The sequence below is a fragment of the Hyphomonas beringensis genome (genome assembly GCF_000682755.1).
Classification (GTDB): domain Bacteria; phylum Pseudomonadota; class Alphaproteobacteria; order Caulobacterales; family Hyphomonadaceae; genus Hyphomonas; species Hyphomonas beringensis.
This window is the reverse complement of sequence record NZ_AWFF01000046.1, coordinates 1-21,062: the sequence shown is the minus strand read 5'-3', so window position 1 is coordinate 21,062 and position 21,062 is coordinate 1. Positions and strand designations below refer to the sequence as shown.

The following is a 21,062-nucleotide window of genomic DNA, read 5'->3' as shown; positions in this document are numbered from 1 at the left end:
CAGCAAGTCCCCTAAAACCGATGAGCTGAGAAAACTAGCACCATCGGAACAAATATTGAACAAAAATATGTGCGTAAAATCAATCATCCCGGTCGCGATCAATCTCCCGATCCCGCTCGGGCGATCTTGGATCGCGCTCCGCACCATTCGCCCGGTCGAAAGCGCCGCGCGCATCGATCAGTTTGGCGAGATACGCCAGGCGCGCATCCTCGCCGTCGGTTTTGGCATTCTTGCGCCAGCTTGACTGCAGGTCTGCCTGAAGTGCCGCCTTTTTGCGGGCGTCGTCCAGCGCAGCCGTTCGTTCCGCATTGCGCACGCGCCATGCCTGTCCGTAGGCAGAGGTCTGGGCCTGTTGCCGCTTCTTGAGCTGATTGCGCTCCTCTTCAAAATGCCGCCGATTGGCTTCGAGCTTTTCATCGCGTGCAGCTTTGGCACGCTGTGCCACGTCCGCCATGCGAGCATCCTGCGCTTTCTGAAGTTGTCGGCGTTTGGCGGCCTGCGCTTTATCAAACACGGCGCGGCGTTCGGTGGCGCTGACCACAACGCGAAATCCTTGTGTGAGAAGTCCCTTGTTCTGTTCATCCTCGATGTTGCGGGATTTTTGCAGCGTGGAGAGGACGTTTTTGGCCCGGCCAAGAAAGGAGGCTTCGAGGGCCTCGAAGGTTTTCTGTTCGGCTTTCTGGGCCCGATTGAGCGCGGTCCATTGTGGCCGGAAGCTGTCTCGGATTTCGGCGCGCTTCTTGTTCAAGGCCCGCCGGGCTTCGCTCTGGATGGCAGCCCGGCGTGCCTTGTGGGACTCAGCGAGCCGATCCCAGGCCTGTGCCTGCAGGGCTTTCATATTACGGCCTTTGAGGGCAAGGGCGGCATCCTTCTTGGCCTGAGCGGCCAGAACAGCCTCAACAAGGTCATTGTCATTGGCGGCCTTGGCAGCGCGCTCTTCTTCGAAAGCGCGTTTGAGGCTGCGGCGTTTGCCCTTCACATACTCGCCCTTGTCACGCGCCGCATTATTGATCTGCCGGTCAGGGGTGGCGTGTTCAGTCCCATGGCGCTCAGAATAGGCCTGCGCCCATCGGGAGGCCTTCAGCTGGTCATTGGAAGAGGGGAGCAGAACGCCATGCTCGCCATGCACCCGGTTGAGCATGATGTGGAGGTGGCGGGAGTCAGTGTCGGAATGGGCGTAATAGATCGCCTGATGCTCGCTCGCCTTTTGCACGCGGATCGGCTTGTTCTTGCCGCGCCCGCCGGTTGCGCCGAGCGCGCGCAGCAATTCATCGGCAGCGGCCTGCATGTCTTCCGGCGAGCGGCCTTCCTCGTCATGGAAGGAGAGCACGATGTGCATGACATGGGCAGAGGATTTGCGCCCGGTGGCGGCGATGCCGGCGGAGGCCTTGAGCGCGTTCTGCGCCATGGCGGTGGCGGCCATGATGCGCCAGGCCTGATCGGGATCATCGCTGGCGAGATTGCGGGTGGTCATCCACTCGACCCGTTCCGTTGTGGTTGAGGACCCCGCATCATGGGCGCAATAGGCGTGCAACCCCTTGAAGGAATGCCCTGCCGACCCGCTGGGATTGATAACGACGATCATGGGCCACCGACGCCTTCCAGCGCGCGGGCGAGCACCCGGCGCAGCTCGTCTCCGATCTCGCGCCAGTATTGCTGGAACTGCCGGCCCGTATGGGTGGCGCGGGCGAGCTGGTTCACATTATGGCCGATCGCGTTGAGCTCGGCGATGAGGGCGGGATCGGTGACCATTTGGCGGCTTGCGACGGTCTGGCCGAGAATGCGGCGGCGAACATAGTCAATCTCGCTGAGACCGGCCGCACGGGCCTGGCTTGCCAGCCACTCCCGTTCGGCAAGGGTCAGTCTGAGATTGTAGCGCTCGGTGCGCTTTTCGTTCTCCGCTTTCGTCGGTCGGGCCATTCCGCTTCCTCCGCCTGAAGAATCCAAGGACGTTCCTTGGTCGTGATCCAACGTCGAAACGTTGGGCCATGGGGCTCAGTCCAGATGGGGAGAGGGCAGGTCTCCCCAAGCTCTGGTTTCGGGGTTCTTAGGGGCCGGTGAAAGCACCCCCTAAGTCGCAATCCAACGGGCGATGCCGTTGGTGCGGGATGGGTTCAGGGAAGGGGCGCAGAGCCCACTTCCTGATCGAGGGTCAAGGGGCGCGAAAGCTCCTTGCCAGATCGCGGCGGCCTTCCTTCAGGAAGTCCCGCCAGCGAGTTTTTGGGCACCAAAAACATATCTGGCTCCTCCTACTTGGCTGAAGTTTATCCACAGGCGAGAGGTCGGTTCAAGAGGGAAGATTTGTCCGCATACAATTGTGTGCTTGCCGCCAGCACGGAGGGTGCATCATGACCCTCCATTGCGCCGCCTGCGCCTTTTCGTCCGGTCCCTCCTGGCCCTGATGGGCCAAGGGTCCGGACCGATGATTGCGTCTACGCCTGCGGGCGTAGTCCTTTTCCAGAATTGCGGTTGGCAGAGGGCTCAGATGAGCATGCCGAAAGCGGGTCCCGGTGGCCCGGTCCCGCCTCGGCGATTTGTCTGCAGATCAGCTATTTGCCGCGCTCGACATCATTGATGAAAATGACGCCTTCACCGCGTGTCAGTTCGATCGGCACATGGTCGAAGCGGAGAATGCCGCCCTTGCCATTCTTGCGCGGCCAGATGGCGCCGATTTCACGGGCCTGTCCGAGCTTGTCATTGCCGTCCTCATCCTTGCCGATGATACAGGCGAACGAGACGCGATGGGTGGGTTTGAGGGTTGTAGCCATTTGATTTGTCCTTTCAGTTTGCCGGCCGAACCATTCCTGCCGCGCGAAGGACGATCGGGACCGCATACTGCCGCTCCGCATGGGCGACACGGCCGGCGCAGCCGGGTGGTGCGGGCTGCCCATTGCGGACCCAAAGGGCAGGGCGGCGGGATCACGGTTCCAGGCATGCGCGATGGTGGCGGGGCATGGTTGAGCGGCCGATCCATGCAAAGGACAAGCTGGCTCAGCGGATAGGCTCCACCCATAAGGCGTTTGCCAGTCAGGTCAGATGAGTGTTCCGGGCAGTTGAGGCAGACGGGGCCGGATCGGGCAAATTGCCCGCGTCTGTCCAAAAGGGCAAAAAACCCTGTTGACCGAGGGTGTAACCTTCGCGTGAAAAGACAGTCAGAGTTTTTATGCGGGCGCGTAGCGTAAGTGGGGGAATGCATGTCTCAGGAGATGGGGCCGTCAGCCGATGCGCTGGCGACAGCGCGATGGGCTGATCCGGAGTTTGTTGCGGGCCGCTATGAGTTTAAGCCGGGCGCTTTCTGGCTCGGCCGTCATCCGCATCTGAGTGAGATACCCATTGGTTATCTCGATGATCGCCACGTCCTCGTGTGCGCCGGCACGCGCTCCGGCAAGGGGCGCTCACTCATCCTCAACAATCTGGCCATCTGGCCAGGTTCGGTCGTCTCCTATGATCCCAAGGGCGATCTCGCGACGATTCTTGCGCCGCGCCGGGGCAGGGGGAATGAATATTGTGAGGGCATGGGTCAGGATGTGTTTGTCCTTGATCCCAAGCGTGTCGCCGAGGTCGATGAAACCTACCGGGCCTATTTCAACCCGCTCGATGCGCTCGATCCGGAGGATGAGGATTTTCTAATCTGGTGCGATCGGATCGCCACTGTGATTGTCAAGAAGACCGAAGGTACGGAGTCGGCGCACTGGGCCGACAAGGCCAAGATCTTCATTTCGATGCTGATCGCGCATGTCGCGAGCAGCAAATATTATCAGGGTCAGGACCGGTCGCTGCTGACGGTGTACAGGCTTTGTCAGGAAGGGCTTCACGATCTCGCCGAAAAGCTCCGCAAGGAAACCGGCAAGGCGCAAGACCCGTTCTATATGCTTTTGCTGGAGGTTGAGGATAACAAGGTCAGCAAGGGCGGATTGAGCACACTTGCCCGCAGTTTTCTGATCGACAAAGCCGATCAGCCGAAACTGTTCAATTCGGTCCGCAATGAAGCGGCCATGCAACTGGCTTTTCTGAAGTCGCAGGCGATCCAGCGCGTGTTGGCCCCATCCGGCGAAGAGGGGCCGAGACCCCTCGACATGGACAGGGTGAAGACCGATCCGAAGGGGGTGTCGGTCTTTGTGGTCCTGCCGACGGAAGACAGTGATGAGTTTTCGCGCTGGGCCAATACGGTCTTTCTCTGTCTGTTTGCGGCGGCGCGCCATCAGCGCGGTCAGCCGGCGTGCGGTCACCAGACCCTGTGTGTGCTCGATGAGTTCCTTGACCTCGGCAAGAATGATTATGTTGCCTCCGCGCTGCGCAACATTGCGGGGGCCGGTGTCAAGCTGGTCATTGTGGTTCAGGGGCTTGGTGAGTTGAATGCGCTTTACAAAGACAGCGCAGATGCCTTTTTCACCAACAGCGGATTGAAACTGTTTTTCGGCGATACGGGCCGCGACGGGGCGGTCTTCATAGAGAAAACGCTCGGCGAAACACAAATTGTCATGACGGTGCGCTCGACATCGGAGAGTCATTCAAACCAGACCAGCACTTCAGATTCTTACGCATTTGGCGAAAGCGCCAGCACCGGTACATCCGACACGACGGGGGAGAACTGGCAACGCTCCCGGTCTGATACCAATGGCACGCAATGGTCGAAGACGCGCGGATGGAGCGATGGCGTGAACTGGGGGCGGTCTGAGAACTGGGGACGTTCAGAAGGGGATAGTGCCGGCCGCAATTATGGACCGCATGTCTTCTTTCAACCACTTAATCGGGCGACCAGCTATGGAACGTCGTCCAATCACTCGTCAGGCGGGGCATCGTCGCGGGGCTGGCAGATGGGCCGAAATGGGGCATCGACCCGTGGGGGACAGCGCTCGACTGCCTATACGAGTTCGACGGGTGGCCAGTCTTCGACCACACATACGAGTCAATCTGGCCAATCCCGTACCTGGACACAATCGAGCAGTACGAGCGAAGGGTATACGGTCAGCGGTGGAACGGCGGAGCAATATCACAAAAAGCCCCTGCTTGCGGCCCACGAAGCCCAGAACTATTTGCGCGCGTTCACCGATGTGGACATGGATCATCCTGCCTATCCCGGCCTCATGCTGGTCATGATTTCCGGCGAGCTTCCGTTCTTCCTGCGAAGATCGAACTATGATCAGGACCCTTATTTTGTGCGGTGTTTCTCACCTGATCCGGCGCACACCTTCATCCCGATCGAGCAGCAGCCACTTCTGGGGCATGAATACACGGAAGAGCATATCTGGACGATTAAGCTGCCCAAGCTGATGATCGAGAACGGCTATGAGGGCGCTGCCAGTCTTCGAAAACATGCGCGTTTCACCGCCGCTGAAGACCTTTTCTCCTATCAGAGTCCTTCGACCCATTCTCAGACGGTTGCTGCGTCGATGAAAGGGACCGTCATGGACCTGCCTGACGAAGAAGAACGCACGGCCAACGGTTCGATCATGACCATTCGGGCGGACATTCCGATCGGTGAGAAAGAAAAGGCGGCGTTCAAAAGGATTTTCTTCGAAAAGACGATTGCAGAAATAAAGAGTAGGCTGGAAGAAGACCGGCGTCGTGCTGAGGCCGACGCTGCGCGGAAGCGTAAAGCTGATGAAGAAGCCCGCCGCGCAGAAGAGGCCAAACGGAAAGAGCGGGCGGAACAACAGCGGAGAATTGACGAGGCTGAGCGCGCACGCAAACAGGAGCGGGATCAGAAGCGCTATCGAACAGCCCAAGCAACTGTGTTTACCCTCTTTGCTCTATTCGCGGCGGCATGTGGGGTTTTCACCCTCGTGCTTGGACTGCAGGATGACAGTATCCCGGGATGGGTAACGGCGGTAGGGGTGATCATTTCGGCAGGCTTAGCCTGGTTCCTCTACGAGATGCGGCAGTGACGCCCAGGCCTAACGTTCCATCCCATAATCGTCACCGCGATCTGCCTGCTGATTGTTTGTCGCTTCCGGCGTATCCTGTTCACGCTGAGCTGCATCGCGTTGCGCTTTGAGCTCGGCGATCTTGTCCTGCTTGTAGCGCTCCGCCATCGCTTCAATCTGTTCGTCGGACCAGCGTTCGGAAAAGTCCTTAGCGTCCGTTTCGCGGCGCCACTCATCAGGGGGCACATTATGAATGACAGGGGTGTCGTTCTCGACCATGGATGAGCCGCGTTCTTTGACGATCTCGCCCGGTTGATTGTCCTGTTCCTGTGCATGTTCGGCGGCGTGTTGAAAGTCCGGCTGCGCGGTGAGCCCCATCTTTTCAGCAAACCATTTCAGACGCTCTTCATCGAGCGATTTGGTATAGGATGTTGGCTGACTGGCCATGAGAAATGCCCGTTTTTGCTGCAGGACATCAGACTGTCAGAAGCTGGCGCAAGGTCAACTCTCAGATCAAATCGCCGAATAAATCACCCTGTCGCGTCATCAGCTCGTCGAGCCACACCAGATGCGCGAAATCATTCACCAGATGATTGTGCTTCAAGCTGATCGCGACATGAACGCCCTCGCACTGCGCGGGCTGATCCGGGCCGATCGAATTCTGGCGATACGCACGCAGGTTCCGAACGCATGCGCGATAGCGTGAGAGGTCACGCTGCAAGTCGTCGTAAAAACGGCGCTGCAAGGCCCGCAGGCTGGCCGAACGTTTTGGCTCCGCCAGCCGGTCAGCCTCTTCGATCGCAGCGGCGCTGCAGCCGCGATATCCGGATGCGCGGGTCTGCTCTAGGATGGCGCGCGGCATCAGCACCGCGCCCCCAAGGAGGTAGTACCAGGGATGACCGGGTGAATATCCGCTGTTCATGACTAATACTCCTCAGCGAGAAGGACTGTCAGGACCCGGCGGGTCTGATCGGGATCACACGGATCGTCTGATCCCATGTGATAATCGCGATCGTAATAATCGATCTTCCAGAAGATTTTCCCGGCAACGGGATGAACGAAGCTGCCGAAATCATGTTCGCCATGCGGGTCATTGCCGTCGGTGAACTGGTCGAAGCGGCGCACGCGCGCCCAGATATCGAGCACAATCTCAAGCCCGAACGCATCGACGCCGCGTGTGTGCACGCGCTGGCCTTTCAGCGCGGGGCTGTCGGGCAGGCCTTTGCGAAACGCGTCATTCTGTTCGGCGAGCCGGGAGAGAGAAGAGGGGGGCGTGGGTGACGTCATGGTCTTGCGTCCTTTCTGTTGGACGGCTGGACGATCCAGCCGATGATCCGGACAGGCCGGGCGCGCCAACGCGCCGCGCACGCCGAAGGCGGGAACTGCCAACACGGACCAGGAGCGGGCCGGCAGTTGCGCGGGGCGTGCGTCCCGGCAGGAGCATCGATCAGGCTGGAAGGAGGCCTGCCGTCCAGAAAGACCGTCATGACTGACACGAATCCTTTGCGCTCAATCAGGTAGACATGAAAGGCGGCCATCAGGCCGCCTCCCGAGAAGCCGGTTGCAGGGAATGCAGATAGTCGCAGGCGCGCTGCGCATGGGCAGCCGCCGAGAAGATCGCACGCTTGTCATCGCGCAGGACTTTCAGCCAGCTGGCAATATAGGCGGCGTGATCTTCACGGTCCCGAAGCGTCAAGCCGAGATCGGCGCAGAGGAAGGCCGCGCCCAGTTCCGCGACCAGTTCTTCACGGGCATAGCCAGCATCGCCCCAGTTCTGGCGGCCGAGATCACGATCGAGCCGCGTGGCATGGCGGGTCCAGTGCACGGTCTCATGGCCGCGCGTGGCGTAGTAATCCTGCGCGCTTCGAAAAGCCTCATAGTCCGGCAGCTGAATGATATCCGGGCCCGGCATGTAGAAGGCCTGGGTGCCGCCATGGCGCACCATGGCGCCGGTGGCTTTGAAGAAGGCATCCGCTTCTGCGATCCGCTGATCGGGATTGGGTGTGGCGGAGACCTGCGCATAATAGTGCGCGGGCAGGCCATCGATCTGTTCGATATTGAAGACAGTGTAGCTCTTCAGAAAGGGGATATTGCGTTCGACATCCTCGCCAGTCCGTTCATCGGTTTCTGTCCGGTTGATGGCGGAGGCGTAGACGACGGGAGCGCCTTTCTCGCCTTTGCGCACGCAGCCGCCGAGGGCCAGCGCTTGCTTGAACGTCATCCAGAGCGGAGCGCCATAGCCGCGCTCGGTGGCGGTGGCCCAGAGGGTGAGGACATTGATCCCGGAATAGCGTTCGCCAGTGTGGCGAAGCGGCCGGGAGACGGGTCCGGCGGCGTGCCCGGCGGCCCAGGGTTGGGTCCAGGGTTTGATCCCGGCTTCGAGGCTGGCGATGATCTGGTTGGTAATCCGGCTATAGATATCCGGGCGGTGGTTTTCCTTGGTCATGATGATCTCCTTTCGCTGTGGTCCCTGAGGACGCGAAGGAGAAGGGGCGGAGGGGTTCAGCCCCGCCGGTCACCGGAACGGGACACGGCCAACACGGTGTGCGCAGCACCGGTGCGGGCAGGCCGTTGACCGGCGGGCGCCTCCGGCCAGTCTGAAGCGGACTGTCTCAGGACGGCGAAAGGAGGGCCTCATTTTCGAAAAACTTGCCATAAAACAATAAAGTAAGTATACTGAACAAATATGACAAAGAAGGGATTTGTAGAAATCGCAGCAGAGTTTCAGGGCAGTGGCATGATCGTGCGCGCGCCGCATTTTCGCGACCTATTGGATTTTGGTCTGAACTTGCGCGAGGTCAGTCAAGAAACCGGCATTGAGGTCAGACGGGATGGTGTGACGCCGGAAGGCTTCTATATACAATGTCGTTCAGAAGAGGATGCAAAACGTCTCTGGCAGAAGCTTGAGCCCCGGCTGCTGGAAACGGGACATCATCAATCTCTGCGCCTGCACCATCTCGCCGGATTGGCGTTCAAGTATGATCCGGAATCCTATGAAAAGGTAATGGCAAGCTTTGACCATGCTTCTCCGCTTGATCCCCGCTTTGATCAGGACGCGCCGATCATTCAAGATGAAGAACCGGTTGGGCCGGCATAGTCGCACCAACATCCGCTACGTCCGCTTGAAGGCCTCACCAGATATCAGCTTCCGAAGCGGGCGGAATCCACGGTTTTCAAGAAGCGCAAAAACGCGCTCACGCCTTCAAAGATGAATCGTGCTTCCGCGTCGTCGAGAATATCATTGTCATGCGCAAAGGTTCGGTCATTCCGGACGTGATTGAACTGTTCGAAGACGCTGATTGAACTCTTGATGATGCGTCGCGTCATCTCCCGCAGCTCTCTTTCGGATTCAAGTATCTTAACATACCGCCCGACGCGCGCGTGGAGGGCTTCTTCGCGACTAGCTGGCTGTCCTCTCATTTCGAGAAGATGCGCAAATTTCTTCATGCAATAGGTGTGAAGGCGATCCAGCGCTGCCGCAGGTTTGTGGGCCGTAATGTCGCGTTCGATCGCCAGAATCAACTCTTCGAGCGTGTGGTCGCTTTTAAACCGCTCCAAGGCATCGGTTCGGCTGACCTGGTGATCACCTTCGATGCGGCTGATGACCGAGAAGAATTTCGATTGAATTCGGGCTTCTTCATCTGACGATAAATCTGGCTTCGATTCCGAGCAGCGATACTCCCACAATTTGCGCAGAACATAGGCCACAACAGCCGCATCTTCGCGCTCGATGAAAGCTTTGAGGCGCTTACCCTTTGACGTTCCATGAGTGTGATAGACAGCATCATCAATGTTGATGCCGAATTCATCTTCAAAGAATTCCGAATAGGTTCGGTCTGAAAAATTGAGCACATATCCGGGTGAGAAACTGAATGCTTCTTCAATCGTCCGGATTTCGCTTCGTTTCAAATCGACCAAATTACACCGCCTGCTGACCCGACGTCTTGATCAGACGGGCTTGCTTGGGATCATAGATGTAGTTCGTGATCGAGCCATCGCGGATTTTTTCCACGGCCTCATCAATGACCGATAAGGGCACAAGAAACCATTCGCGTGGAATAACAGGATTTCCGAAGCGATCCTGGATTTCGATTTCGAGCTGAGCGGTTCCGAAGATGCGGTGGATCAGTTTTTCGAACTTGGTGCGATTGATGTTGAACAGCGTATAGGTCGCGACCACGTCTACGCCCGCCATCAGGAATGTCGGTTGAAGGTGTGCTCCAGCAATGCGTTGTTCGACCGCCATATTCGTCACGCCAATCTTGTGAACGATCTCGCGATTGTCGCGTATCAGCGGATGGTCCGATTTGCTGCGCAAGACATAGATTGTGCCGCTCGCCATATCGTCGGCTTCTGCGTCTCCTGCGAAAAGGGGCCCCGCCGACGGATCAGTTATACGGCGTCCTGCGTCATCTTTGTTGAGCGCGCGCTGCAGTGAGCGCATAAGCATGTTGCTTTCGGTGCCATTGTCGAAGATCACACGCAGCCGTGCATCTGTGCGCCCTTGTTCGTTGGTGAAGATTTCGTCCATCTCCGCGACATAGGCCTTCTGTCCACCAACGATGAACCAGGCGCCGATCCGGATTTCTGCTTTGAGCTCGAAGGGGCGTGTCTGACGCACGCCCGTATCGAGCTGCTTCTGAACTTGCTCAAACAGAGGTTTGAACTGGTCGAAGTCCTCGCACTTTGTGCGGTTCGCAATTTCTTCGGCAGCGCGCTTTTCCGCACTGGAGCGAACGTGCCGCAAATCGGTGATGTCCGATGATGTCTCATCAATGGCGAGCGCATCGAGCAAGGCCTCATCGGACATTTCCTCTTCGACAAATCCGGACTCTTGTGCGCCGAGCAATCCCTGATGATCCAGCGGATCAAGCAGGACGCGGCACTCTTCCAGATGTCTCAGGCGATCGAGGCGGACCGCATAGAGGCGTTCAAAAATATCCTTGTCTTCGCCATGCTGTGGCGGTCGGCCATGCTCTTCAAAGAAGCGCTGGATATCTTCAAATCCGGCGATGATCCGCTCTTCGCGCGGCGTTCGTGTCGGTGCTTTTTCGACCTCAACTTCGACGCCAAGGGCGTCGAGCAGCGCATCGTCTTCGTCGGTGAACTCTTTAGCCATTCGCAGCCTCCGCCTTCATACGGGCGAGATAGGCGACGCCTTCCGCCATGCGCTTCTCCCAGGCATCTGGTGAGGTGATGGACGGCAGACGCCCGCGCTCCTGTTTGAACTTCAGGGCCCGTTTGGCCAGATCACGTGCTTCTTCCGGCGATAGTTGTACTTTTTTCGCCGAAATGATGGCTGCAACCTGTTTGAGACTATCCTCACTCATGGCCTTGGCGAGGATCGCATAGGCCTCGCTGAAGGGATTGATCCGATCGATCAGATCAATATCGAGATCGCGCACATCCATGGCAAATTTACGGACGCCATCCACGAAAGCCGTATTGGCGCCACCTTCAGAATCCGCATCATCCACCGCGATCTTCTTGGCGGACTGGGTTAGATTGAGGGCAGCAATCGCATGCTGGCGCACGGCTTCCTGATCTTCCGCATCGAGTTCCGGGTACTTTTCCCTGATAATCTTGCCCATGCGGACCTGTGTCAGCTCCTCAGGGACAAGCTCTTCATCGAACAGTCCGCGCTCGATTGCGGTCTTGTCCTGAACAAAGGCCGTAATGACCTCGTTGAGGTCTTCCTGACAGATTCGGGTGGCTTCCTCACTCTTCGGTTCAACAAGGCCCTTGATTTCGATCTGAAACTGGCCGGTGTCGTCATTGAATCCCACATTGCACTTGTTCGGATCATATCCGTCCTCGCCATAATCGAAGCCAGGGGAGGGGGCGTTGCCCGCGCTCTTCGGCACGAAATTGAAGCGCGGTGCGAGGACCTGTTCCATCAGAAGGCTGGCTGCGATCGCCTTTAGCGTATCATTGACGGCTTCGGTGACGGCGTCTTCAGATGCGTCTGGCTCAGCGATCAGATTGGTAAAGCGTGCAGTCGTCTTGCCTTCGGCATCGCGCGTGGCGCGTCCAATGATCTGCACGATTTCCGTCAGACTAGAGCGGTAGCCAACCGTCAGGGCGTGTTCACACCAGATCCAGTCAAAACCTTCCTTGGCCATGCCGAGCGCGATGATGATATCAACATGATCACGATTGTTCTTTTGTGCTGGGTCTTTGAGCGCCGCTGAAACCTTGTCTCGTTTGGCCGGATCATCATCCACCAGATCAGCAATCCTCAGCACACGTCCGTCCGGTGTTTTGACCAGCTGAAATCCGGTTGTTTTGTCTGCGCCCTGCCACTCACCAAGCGCTTCAATGATGTGTTCCACCTCCCTGATCTTGTCTTTCGTGCTCTCGCGCGAATTGACCGACGGAATGTGGATGATCGTCTTCTGGTCCGGATCGAGGACTTTCAGAATGTCATCCGAATAGGCGCCAGTGTAAAAGTAATACCCGATGTCGAGGCGCTTCAGATATTTGTAGCCATTGAGCTGCTCGTAATAGGTATAGGTGACCGTATCGAACTTGGCTTCGTCACCGGGCATCAGGACAGGTTCAGCATCGCCCCGGAAATAGGAGCCCGTCATCGCTATGATGTGCACCTTGTCCCGCGCAATGAATTCACCGAGGTGGTTTCCGAGCTTGTTGTCCGGATTGGCTGAAACGTGATGGAACTCATCCACTGCGATCAGGCACTCATCAAAGGCGGCCACGCCAAAGCGATCAACGGCAAAGCGGAAGGTTGCATGGGTGCAGACCAGGACTTTGTCTTCGCTGTCGAGGAAGGCTTTGACCGAGTTGACCTTGCCGCCATCTTCGCCGGGTGCGTTGCAGAGGTTCCATTTGGGCTCGACCGACCAATCCCAATAGAAGCCATGCTTGGTCAGCGGTTCATCATTGAAGCTCGCGCCGATGGACTTTTCAGGGACGACAACGATTGCTTTCTTGATGCCCTGATTGTTCAACTTGTCGAGCGCAATGAACATGAGCGCGCGGCTTTTCCCCGATGCCGGTGGAGATTTGATCAGGAGATATTGTTCCCCACGCTTTTCGAAAGCACGTTCCTGCATCGCCCGCATGCCAAGTTCGTTCGATTTCGTCGAACTGCCATTCTGGGCGTAAGTGACAGAAACTGATGGAACAGACTTAATGTCGCTCATGGCTTATGCTTTCTTTTGAGAGGTTGTCTTATTTATGGGAGCAGCAGAGCTCATTTGAGTGTAGAGCTCAAAGAGCTTTTCCATGCGTTCCGTATCATTTCTGAAGCGTCGACCGATGTAGATACGCTCTAGAACTTCATCACTCCGATCATGTGCCGCCCGAAGATCTTCGGGCATATGCTCGGGGTCGTACAGATCCGCTATGGTCGCTGGAAAGTGTGCTTCACGAGCGAGCAAAATGTCCTCTGCGCAACGAGTCAAATCAGTCCTGTTTTTATCAGTCAGTGTTGGTAGCGGAAATGTGTTCCATCCAAGTGTGTTTGAATATCGGTATCTCGTTTCAAGCTTGCCACATACGGTGGCCACCCAAACAAGATGTAAGCGTGAAGCAATCAAAGCTAGGTTCCAAAGAGGAGCGTCGTAGAGGGCGAAGGCGAGGCTTGAAACGATGTTCGTCGAGGAGAGGAGGTCAACGGGAAGAAATTCACGACGCTCCGACGAAACGCTGGGAACAGCGATCGTATACTGTGTGGCTGTACCTTGAATTTGCTTAAAACGGTGCGGGCGATCTGCAAAGTCTCTGGTGGATTTTGCGGGGCTTGCGAGCCGCATGTTGGCGACTCCCGCAAGACGTTGAGCTATCGGGGGAATAGAGCGCGCTATTTCGACGTCCTCGTCACCAATCCACAGACAGTAACGTAGCGTGCCATTGATGAGCTCTTGTGAGCCGAAAAAGCCATACAAATACTGTTCGGCGTCTTCGAAGTCTCTACGGAGCTCGGCCGCTTCATCGCTAGAAAGAATTAGGTTTCCTCCGTCCTTCGGCATATTGCCGAGTAGCATGTGCGGCAGACCGGATATCGAACGGCTTGCTGCCGCCATTGGCACAGGTGCGCCCTCAATCAGGTACTGGTTGATACAACTAACGTTCCTTTTGAGATCATCTGTATAGATTGCTCTTGAGTGGTCGTCTTTCGCAGAAAGTCCGATCACAGACACTGTTACAACTGCATTGTTGCTCGCGTTGTTGGCCCAACGAAAATCGGGAACAGCAAAAAATATGCTGGTGCCGGAATTAAAGATTATTGACCATAAAATGGCGGCATGCTCGCCTTGGCAGACAGAGTTTGTTGCAACAAAAGCCGCATCAAAGCCGTAGTGTGAGATTTCGATAAACTTTCCAAACCAGCCCGAAATGTAATCCAAAGAACGCCAGTTTTTGGTTTTAGAAGAAAATATTGCTTCGAGGTCAGCTTTTTGACTCGAAGACTGCTTGTTGTAGCCAAGGTAGGGTGGGTTGCCACAAATGTAGGTTTCCCCACCTTCATTCTCGAAATCGATCTGTGCCTGATCGAGCGGTGTTTCCAGCAGGTCGTCAGAATGCAGTTTCACACCCGTCCCTGTTGGCGGACAAATACTTAGCCAATCCAAGCGAAGCGCATTCCCGCACGTAATCCAGTTCATCGCGTCGAGCGGCAAAAACTCCGCGAGCGCTTCCTTCTGTCCTCGATAGAGAACATCGCATTGGAACTCCGCAATGATAAGTGCGAGACGTGCGATCTCGGCGGGAAAATCGCGCAGCTCGATCCCGCGAAAGTTCGTCAGCGGAATATCGGTTCGGCGATCAGGCTCGCCACGCCGCCTGTTGATCTCGGCTTCTATGGCCCGCATTTCCTTGTAGGCAATCACAAGAAAATTGCCTGACCCGCATGCTGGATCAAAGACTCTTATCCGCGCCATTCGGTTGCGTAGGTTGAGCAATTTACGGGAATTGTCCCCGGCTTCTTCGAGCTTCTCGCGCAGGTCATCCAGGAAGAGGGGATTAAGGACCTTCAGAATGTTCGGCACGCTGGTGTAGTGCATGCCGAGCGCGCCGCGTTCATCATCGTCGGCGACAGCTTGGATCATCGATCCGAAGATATCCGGATTGATCCGCTTCCAGTCGAGGTTTCCGATATGGATCAGATAGGACCGGGCAATTTTTGAGAAATTCGGAACCTCCGTCGAACCTGAGAACAATCCGCCATTCACGTAGGGAAATTTATCAGCCCAGTTGCGGAAATTGCCAGCCACACGATCACTGGATTTCGTGTTCATCGCGCGGAAGATTTCACTGATGATTGCGGCCGTGTTCGATCCGTCGCGCTCGCTCATCTGATCGATCGTATTGGTGAAGAGGCCCGACCCGTCAAAGATGTCGGTGTCTTCAGCGAAGAAGCAGAAGATCAGCCGGGCCATGAAATGGTTCATTTCGGGCCGGCGGGCCGATGTGCCCCAATCCGGGTTGTCCTTCAGGAGTTCGACATAGAGCTTGTTAAGCTTACTGGTCGCGCGAATGTCGAAGGCATTTTCGCGGATTTGCTGGACGGTGGTGATACCGGCGAGCGGCAGGAAGAAACCGAAATGATCGGGAAACTCGGTGAAGGGGCAGGCAACATTTTCACCCGAAGTCAGGTCTTCTGCCTCAAAATCCACGCCATCGGTGGACAGCACGAACTTCGCTTTTGCCCGTGCCGTCGCCGGGCTTTCCTTGAGCGCGATCAGTGTCTGGGTCACCTCGCCGACCGGACAGACCTTGATATGGATGTTGTTGGTCTGAAGGACGCCGTCCAGGTCCGATTTGTTGGTCGCCCCACTCTTCAGGCGCTGGATGGTGGTGGCCTTGTTGCCGAAGGCTTCGAGAAACGCATAGGGAAACGCCTGAGCATCGAATTCCTGCTCAGCCAGTTCCGAGATGGCTTCTTCAATTTCAACAGCGTTCAAGGTTCAAATCTCCTCATCCAAGAGCAGGCTATCAGGTCTGATCCGACTGCGCAGCGATCGCGGTCCGGAACGACCCCAGATATCCACACTGGCTTTGCCAGAATATCGGTTTTCAAGGCAAGGTTGCGCGTCGTGAAGGTCTATCAAGTTGTGAGACCCAGACAACAATCGATCCCCTTCAATATTCATAACATAAATTATCACACCGGAGCGTTGGGGGCTGTGACGCGTCCCATGTGACGGCGTGAGACACCTACTCGCCACGTTTTTCCGGAAACAAGCCAGGCATCCAGCGGGATGCGAGCGCCGCCGGAAAAGCCAGCCTCAGAGGCGCGCGCGTGCTATCGGATGTCACGACACCCTTCTCGATCAGGGCCGATGTGACACGCCGCGCGTTACGCTCACTTGTATCAAGCAGACCCTGGACATCCCCGCGTGGAAGTTCACCGCGATACAGAACCGCATCAAGCACGGCGCCCGATTTGGGCGGCAGTGTGCCGATGCGCATCTCCTCCTCGGCCCAGAGCTGGATGCGGGCGCGCAGCCGCTCGGGCTGGACGAGCTCTTCCATGAACGTCACCTGATCGATGCAGGTGCGCAGGAAAAAGCCAGCGAAAGAGGCCAGTGCCTCTTCGCTCAAGGTTCCGCGCCCGTCGAGGTCACCCCGCCGGGGCCCATCACAGGCCGCAAGGTGCTGTTTGTATTCGGCCTCGTTGCGCGCCAGGCCGCGCGCGATCGACCAGACCCCGCCCGTATCAAGTGTCTCGCGTAACATCGCATAGGACATCAGGCGGGCGACACGGCCATTGCCATCCAGAAACGGGTGGATCCAGAGCAGACGGTGATGCGCCGCCGCAGCGGCAATCAGAGAATCCACCCTGCCCAGCCGGCCATAGGCCTGCTCGAAGCGCGCCAGGAAGCGCGGAACGGCACCGGGCGAAACGGCCAAGTGGCGTCCGACAGCCACATCCGAACCGCGCAGCTCCCCCGGCTCCACGCGCAAGCGGTCGCCGGTGTCAGGATTTTCGACCCAGAGCAATTCGTCGGGCAGCAGTTCGCAGAATCGGCGGTGGACGTCCAGGAGCCCATCGCTTGTGACGGCTCGGCCATCCAGGCCGCCCTCGTCGATCCAGGCCTGCACAGTGATATGGGCGCGGGCTTCGAGCTGAAGGTCGCGCTTTTCGGGATCGGCCGAATAGTCTCCCTCCATGGCCCGTTCGATGTCGATCGGGTGGGTGTCATGACCTTCAATCAGATTGGAATAATAACAGTTCATGGCGCGCACCAGCTGGCTAAGTGCTCGCAGAACGCCATCCGGTAGACTGCGGCGGAAGCCGGCGGAACGTGCTGCCAGATCAACGGCGAGGTCTGCCAGCCCTGCCCGCCTCGGCCCGCTTTCGGATACCAGCATGGGTTCCATCAGACCGGTGCTTTCGCCTCGATCTTCGGGTTGTGTTTTGGCCGGTTCTGTGTCCGCTGGAGAATCGCTCATAAATTAAACAATATCATGCCTGTAGAAAAATTGGCGAGGAAATTGATTCCGCTATTTTGGCCGGTTTGTTGACCGGTTCCCCTTATCACACCCTAGCGTATCGCACTATCTCAGTGTGACGGTCTGATATGCTTGCGAAATCGCCGGAAATGAAACGTTTGGGACGCTTCAAGCGCCCTCCTCATCCAGGCTGTTACAAGAAAATGATACTGTCTGATCCGGATTGAGAAACAGAAGGGTTTTGCTTTCAGGGTGGCGGTTATTTTCCGTATTTCTGAAAGCCGTGCGGGCTGTCTAAACACTCTAGTTCTGTTTCACTAGTGTGATCTGTTCTGCCCTGGCCGGATATGCGCGGACTGGGGAAGGGGCGTTTGATGCCCTCCTCAACAAGGGCGAGAAAACGCCCGTTATGGCATGATATGTGGATGCGATTGGTGTGGGCGGCTTGGTGAGCGCCCTACTCCACCGAAAGTCTGCGCTTCATGATCTGGCTGTGATGTCACATGTGATGGCAGACATATGGCGCCAAAGGGCTCCATGCGTAAGCATCGTCTCAAATCTTGCCCTGTTATCCGCCAGCTGGGACGTGGCGATATGGCATTGTGTTTCCCTCTCTTCCTTCCTGAAAGCCTTCTCAGCCGTGCCGCTTGGCCAATTGTGAGCGTTTGGGCGTAACAAGTTGCGGCCTGGATGAGAGAGCCGTTTGGGAGGGTCTGTGACGAGACGTGAGAACTATATCAAGGCGTATCTGAGATTGTTCCGCTCACAGATGAGCTGTAACGATCGGCCAAAATCGTCCGTATCATCCTTTATGATATATATGTTTTCCTTAGTGTCGGACATATCTGTCGTGGCCGGATTTCTGCGGCTTTCGGAGCCGTCACGCCTTGTATCAGGGGCTGCGTAACGCGCCGCATCGTTACGCCGGGGATGATTTCCGCCCTCCTCGCGTTTGGGCGCATATACGGCAGCCGGATTGACCCGGAGACGCAGGCCAACAATGTAACCGAGCCGGTTGGCGACCTTCGAACAGAAGAGATAGCCCTCCTCGGCCGCATCCTTGATATAGCGCTGTATCTGGCGCTCAGAGCGCTGAAGCTGCCGGGCAAGCGCGCCGAGCGTGGTTTCTATGGGGCGTCCCGCGCCCTGCCAGCCAGCCAGGAGGCAAAGCAGGCGCAAGGTGCCGGGCATCAGGCGAGCATCCTTGAACAGCGACTGACGAAGCGGTTTGACGAACGTCCGGGAGGCTTCCGGCCGCATCAACCGCTTGCGTGCAGGCCCCGTTCCGGAGGGTGCGTCAGGCGTTGGGTAATAGGGCAGGGCGCCCAGGGAGAAGGAGATGGGTTTCAGCATGGTGTTTCCTTTCTTTGAAATGCAAGGAAACCCGCGTGTTTCAGGCCGCAATCGAGGGTCGCAAGAAATTGCTTGCGTTTTAAATTATAAATAGATAATATTGGAACCGCGACGAACCAATATAATCAAATACTCAATTAGACCCGCCTCGGCGGGTTTTCTTATGCCATAAACAAACCTTTCTGTTGAAAACTTCTATTCTGGAACGAACAGAGAATCGACTTCTGGTATACTATACATTGTTACGTCACATGATGACAAATGTTATTCGATGTTACGATTTGATACAGTATATTAAAGTAGAGGGGTAAGTTGTTCTTTTCATTATCAGAAGCAGCCGACGAGATCGGTCTAAGTAAGATGACGATCCAGCGGGCGATCAAGAAGGGCCGTCTGTCTGCGGATCGGGACGAGCAGGGGGCCTACAGGATTGATCCTGCCGAACTGCACCGCGTGTTTCCGAAGGACGCGCGCTCTAAGCCAGAGCAGGGGAAGAGTAACAAGGCATCACAGGAGCCGTCACAATCCGAATCCCTGTTACGACGCGAGATTGAGATCAGGGACGAAAAGCTTGATCTAATTGAGAAAGAACGTCGCCGGGAACGTGAACAGCTAGAGACCACGATCGAGGATTTGCGCAAACGCCTGGATACGGAAGCGGCCGAACGGCAGCGCTTGACGCTTCTGATTACGGATCAAAGAGAAAAAGAAGAGCGCCAAATCGCCGAAGAGACCAGCCAGAAGAAAAGGGGACTTTTCGGCTGGAAAAAAGGGTAAGCCGTTCGCCGATTCCCTTGAGCCGGGATCGACTATGGGAAGCAAAAAATAACAAAGACCATCGGAGAGGATGATTTTGTCGAACTGGACAGGGCCATTCGTGAATTGTCTTCCAATGCTTCAGAGAGCGACAACATCGAACTGTCGCAGGCATTCCATGTCGGTGGTCGGCTTGCATGAGCTAGGCAAAAACTTCGCTCAGCGTGCCTTGACCACCAATCCCCAACAAGAAAGAGGGGCGCACCGAGTCTCCAAATAGACCTCCCGGATCAAGGGCTGGGCCAGGATGTGCGTGTCGGGATGGAAAATGGCGTCACTGGCGATACGGTTGACATAGCTAAGACGCGGCGCGTGAAGCCTGTAAACGCTGCATTCCAGCTCCCAGCGCAAAACACAAAAAATCCGAAAAAGGAGGGTTTTCTCTCAAAATGGGGAGTATTGCCTCAAGGGATGATTTTAGCTCTTCAGATACATCATGTGAAATGGCGGGGTCGTTTGCCCGCGCCTGCCAAGCTGCGATCCACTCGGCCGTATCTTGGTAAAGCTGCGGATTAGTCAGCCCGTAACCTTGCATGGTGAAACCCAGCATACCAACCAACTCGGCGGTCTGATGGGGGAACTGGGATTGCGGAAGGCCGGTTATGGTGCATGTGAAGTCAGCTGGGTCGCCGTGCCATTTTAGAGTTACCGTCGGTTGGGTCAAAATTTCAATCCCGGATAAACCTTCTAAACAATAAACACGCGTACCCTACTCGAAAAAGCCTAGTTCAACTAGGTAATTGGAAAGCCCATTATGCCAGCAAAAACAAATCTCTTTCTTGAGATTGTTTGGCGCCTGCCGACGCGCTTCAATGTAGGTCTTCTTCGATCCTAAGAGCTTGCACCAATTTGAACTGTCGGAACCGGGTAGCAATGTATGCAATTGGTGAGTTGCTTCCGATCAAGTATGCGGCGATCACCAACTGTAGTGGGCGGCATTTTGATCGTATGGCGATTGGCAATGTCCTGGCAACGTTGAGCCTTATTTTCTAGATTTGTTCCGCCCTTTCTGGCCACGTTGCGCTCCCTTGGGCTCCATAATTTTCAATGGCTTAGCGTTATATCGGGGCCTTGACATCGTAGGGGTCACAAGTTCGAACCTTGTACCGCCCACCATTTTTCCTTCACCCTAATAATTTGTCAGAGCGGGGCCCAAGGCCTGCTTTAGAGGCTCAAGGTGAGCCTCATATGGTCTCCACTGGTCCACACCGGATTTATTGACCGGCTGGCGAACCTGCTCTGAGCTTGGCGTGTGGACCGCGCGTTCTGTCTCATGGAAATTAACGCAGGCCTTCTCAAAAGGTAATTTGCAATACTCCAATATGCGACGAACCTGCCCTTCAAGGTCGTCAATAAGGTCTTCATTCTGAACCTTTAGAATACGGCCTTCTGGCAGCACGCTGTCCCAGTGGTTCATGAGATCGACGTAGCCTTTGTAATAGCGGCCAACTTCTTCAAGGCCGTAGGTGAATTCCTGGCCTCTTGCGAACAATTGTTTGTAGCCTGACCAGCAGCAATCCATCGGATTGCGCCGCGCATCGATTATTTTCGCATTCGGCAAGATCAGGTGGATGAGGCCGATATGCCGGAAATTGTTCGGCATCTTGT

At 56.3% G+C, this 21,062-nt stretch carries 18 protein-coding genes; 3 read left to right on the top strand and 15 right to left on the bottom strand.

Going from position 1 to position 21,062, the window contains the following annotated elements:
• Nucleotides 1-79: 79 nt before the first annotated feature.
• From HY29_RS11890 to HY29_RS11880, 3 genes are all read right to left on the bottom strand, one after another.
• Nucleotides 80-1,585, bottom strand: a complete 1,506-nt coding sequence (locus HY29_RS11890; protein WP_034797207.1) for a relaxase/mobilization nuclease domain-containing protein — start codon at nt 1,583-1,585, stop codon at nt 80-82.
• Nucleotides 1,582-1,920, bottom strand: a complete 339-nt coding sequence (locus HY29_RS11885; RefSeq protein WP_034797206.1) for a plasmid mobilization protein — start codon at nt 1,918-1,920, stop codon at nt 1,582-1,584. Before HY29_RS11885 ends, HY29_RS11890 begins: the two co-directional genes overlap by 4 nt.
• Nucleotides 1,921-2,549: 629 nt before the next feature.
• On the bottom strand, nt 2,550-2,768 hold the full coding sequence (locus HY29_RS11880) for a hypothetical protein (protein WP_034797204.1): 219 nt from the start codon (nt 2,766-2,768) through the stop codon (nt 2,550-2,552).
• 426 nt (nt 2,769-3,194) lie between these two features.
• Here HY29_RS11880 and HY29_RS11875 point away from each other — a divergent pair, with 426 nt between their 5' ends.
• Entirely contained in the window at nt 3,195-5,888 is a 2,694-nt protein-coding gene (locus tag HY29_RS11875; RefSeq protein WP_081811366.1) for a type IV secretory system conjugative DNA transfer family protein, read from the top strand.
• 9 nt (nt 5,889-5,897) lie between these two features.
• Here the strand turns inward: HY29_RS11875 and HY29_RS11870 are convergent, their stop codons facing one another.
• The 4 genes from HY29_RS11870 to HY29_RS11850 form a co-directional block, all read right to left on the bottom strand.
• Nucleotides 5,898-6,314 carry a hypothetical protein gene (locus tag HY29_RS11870; RefSeq protein ID WP_034797200.1) on the bottom strand — a complete coding sequence of 139 codons (417 nt, stop codon included), beginning with the start codon at nt 6,312-6,314 and terminating at the stop codon, nt 5,898-5,900.
• A gap of 61 nt (nt 6,315-6,375) precedes the next feature.
• Entirely contained in the window at nt 6,376-6,789 is a 414-nt protein-coding gene (locus HY29_RS11865; RefSeq protein WP_034797199.1) for a hypothetical protein, read from the bottom strand.
• A 2-nt stretch (nt 6,790-6,791) separates the two neighbouring features.
• Nucleotides 6,792-7,154, bottom strand: coding sequence for a DUF3768 domain-containing protein (locus HY29_RS11860; RefSeq protein WP_034797197.1), 363 nt, complete (start codon nt 7,152-7,154; stop codon nt 6,792-6,794).
• 250 nt (nt 7,155-7,404) lie between these two features.
• Nucleotides 7,405-8,313: an ArdC family protein gene (locus HY29_RS11850; RefSeq protein ID WP_034797193.1), complete on the bottom strand. Its 909-nt coding sequence runs from the start codon at nt 8,311-8,313 to the stop codon at nt 7,405-7,407.
• A gap of 291 nt (nt 8,314-8,604) precedes the next feature.
• Here HY29_RS11850 and HY29_RS11845 point away from each other — a divergent pair, with 291 nt between their 5' ends.
• Nucleotides 8,605-8,964 (top strand): hypothetical protein, encoded by a 360-nt coding sequence (locus HY29_RS11845; RefSeq protein ID WP_155838303.1) that lies wholly within the window; start codon nt 8,605-8,607, stop codon nt 8,962-8,964.
• Nucleotides 8,965-9,008: 44 nt separating this feature from the next.
• Here HY29_RS11845 and HY29_RS11840 read toward each other — a convergent pair whose 3' ends face one another.
• The 6 genes from HY29_RS11840 to HY29_RS11815 all read right to left on the bottom strand — a co-directional run bounded on the left by HY29_RS11840 (nt 9,009) and on the right by HY29_RS11815 (nt 18,638).
• Nucleotides 9,009-9,785 carry an abortive infection family protein gene (locus HY29_RS11840; protein ID WP_051601457.1) on the bottom strand — a complete coding sequence of 259 codons (777 nt, stop codon included), beginning with the start codon at nt 9,783-9,785 and terminating at the stop codon, nt 9,009-9,011.
• Nucleotide 9,786: 1 nt separating this feature from the next.
• Nucleotides 9,787-10,986 carry a GIY-YIG nuclease family protein gene (locus HY29_RS11835; protein ID WP_034797191.1) on the bottom strand — a complete coding sequence of 400 codons (1,200 nt, stop codon included), beginning with the start codon at nt 10,984-10,986 and terminating at the stop codon, nt 9,787-9,789.
• Entirely contained in the window at nt 10,979-13,030 is a 2,052-nt protein-coding gene (locus tag HY29_RS11830; protein ID WP_034797190.1) for a pseudomurein-binding repeat-containing protein, read from the bottom strand. The genes HY29_RS11835 and HY29_RS11830 overlap by 8 nt, the downstream gene beginning before the upstream one ends.
• A 3-nt stretch (nt 13,031-13,033) precedes the next feature.
• Nucleotides 13,034-15,793: a class I SAM-dependent DNA methyltransferase gene (locus HY29_RS11825; RefSeq protein WP_034797189.1), complete on the bottom strand. Its 2,760-nt coding sequence runs from the start codon at nt 15,791-15,793 to the stop codon at nt 13,034-13,036.
• Between the two features lie 253 nt (nt 15,794-16,046).
• Complete coding sequence (locus HY29_RS11820; RefSeq protein ID WP_034797188.1) at nt 16,047-17,285, bottom strand: Fic family protein; 1,239 nt, start codon at nt 17,283-17,285, stop codon at nt 16,047-16,049.
• Between the two features lie 732 nt (nt 17,286-18,017).
• Entirely contained in the window at nt 18,018-18,638 is a 621-nt protein-coding gene (locus HY29_RS11815) for a hypothetical protein (protein ID WP_034797187.1), read from the bottom strand.
• Between the two features lie 312 nt (nt 18,639-18,950).
• On the opposite strand from HY29_RS11815, the gene HY29_RS11810 reads away from it, so the two are divergent.
• Nucleotides 18,951-19,415, top strand: coding sequence for a helix-turn-helix domain-containing protein (locus HY29_RS11810; RefSeq protein WP_155838302.1), 465 nt, complete (start codon nt 18,951-18,953; stop codon nt 19,413-19,415).
• Nucleotides 19,416-19,752: 337 nt separating this feature from the next.
• Here the strand turns inward: HY29_RS11810 and HY29_RS11805 are convergent, their stop codons facing one another.
• Both HY29_RS11805 and HY29_RS11800 read right to left on the bottom strand, forming a co-directional pair.
• On the bottom strand, nt 19,753-20,118 hold the full coding sequence (locus tag HY29_RS11805) for a hypothetical protein (RefSeq protein WP_034797182.1): 366 nt from the start codon (nt 20,116-20,118) through the stop codon (nt 19,753-19,755).
• Between the two features lie 465 nt (nt 20,119-20,583).
• Nucleotides 20,584-21,062, bottom strand: a 479-nt coding sequence (locus tag HY29_RS11800; protein WP_034797179.1) for a sulfotransferase family protein, incomplete at its 5' end; no start/stop codon positions are given.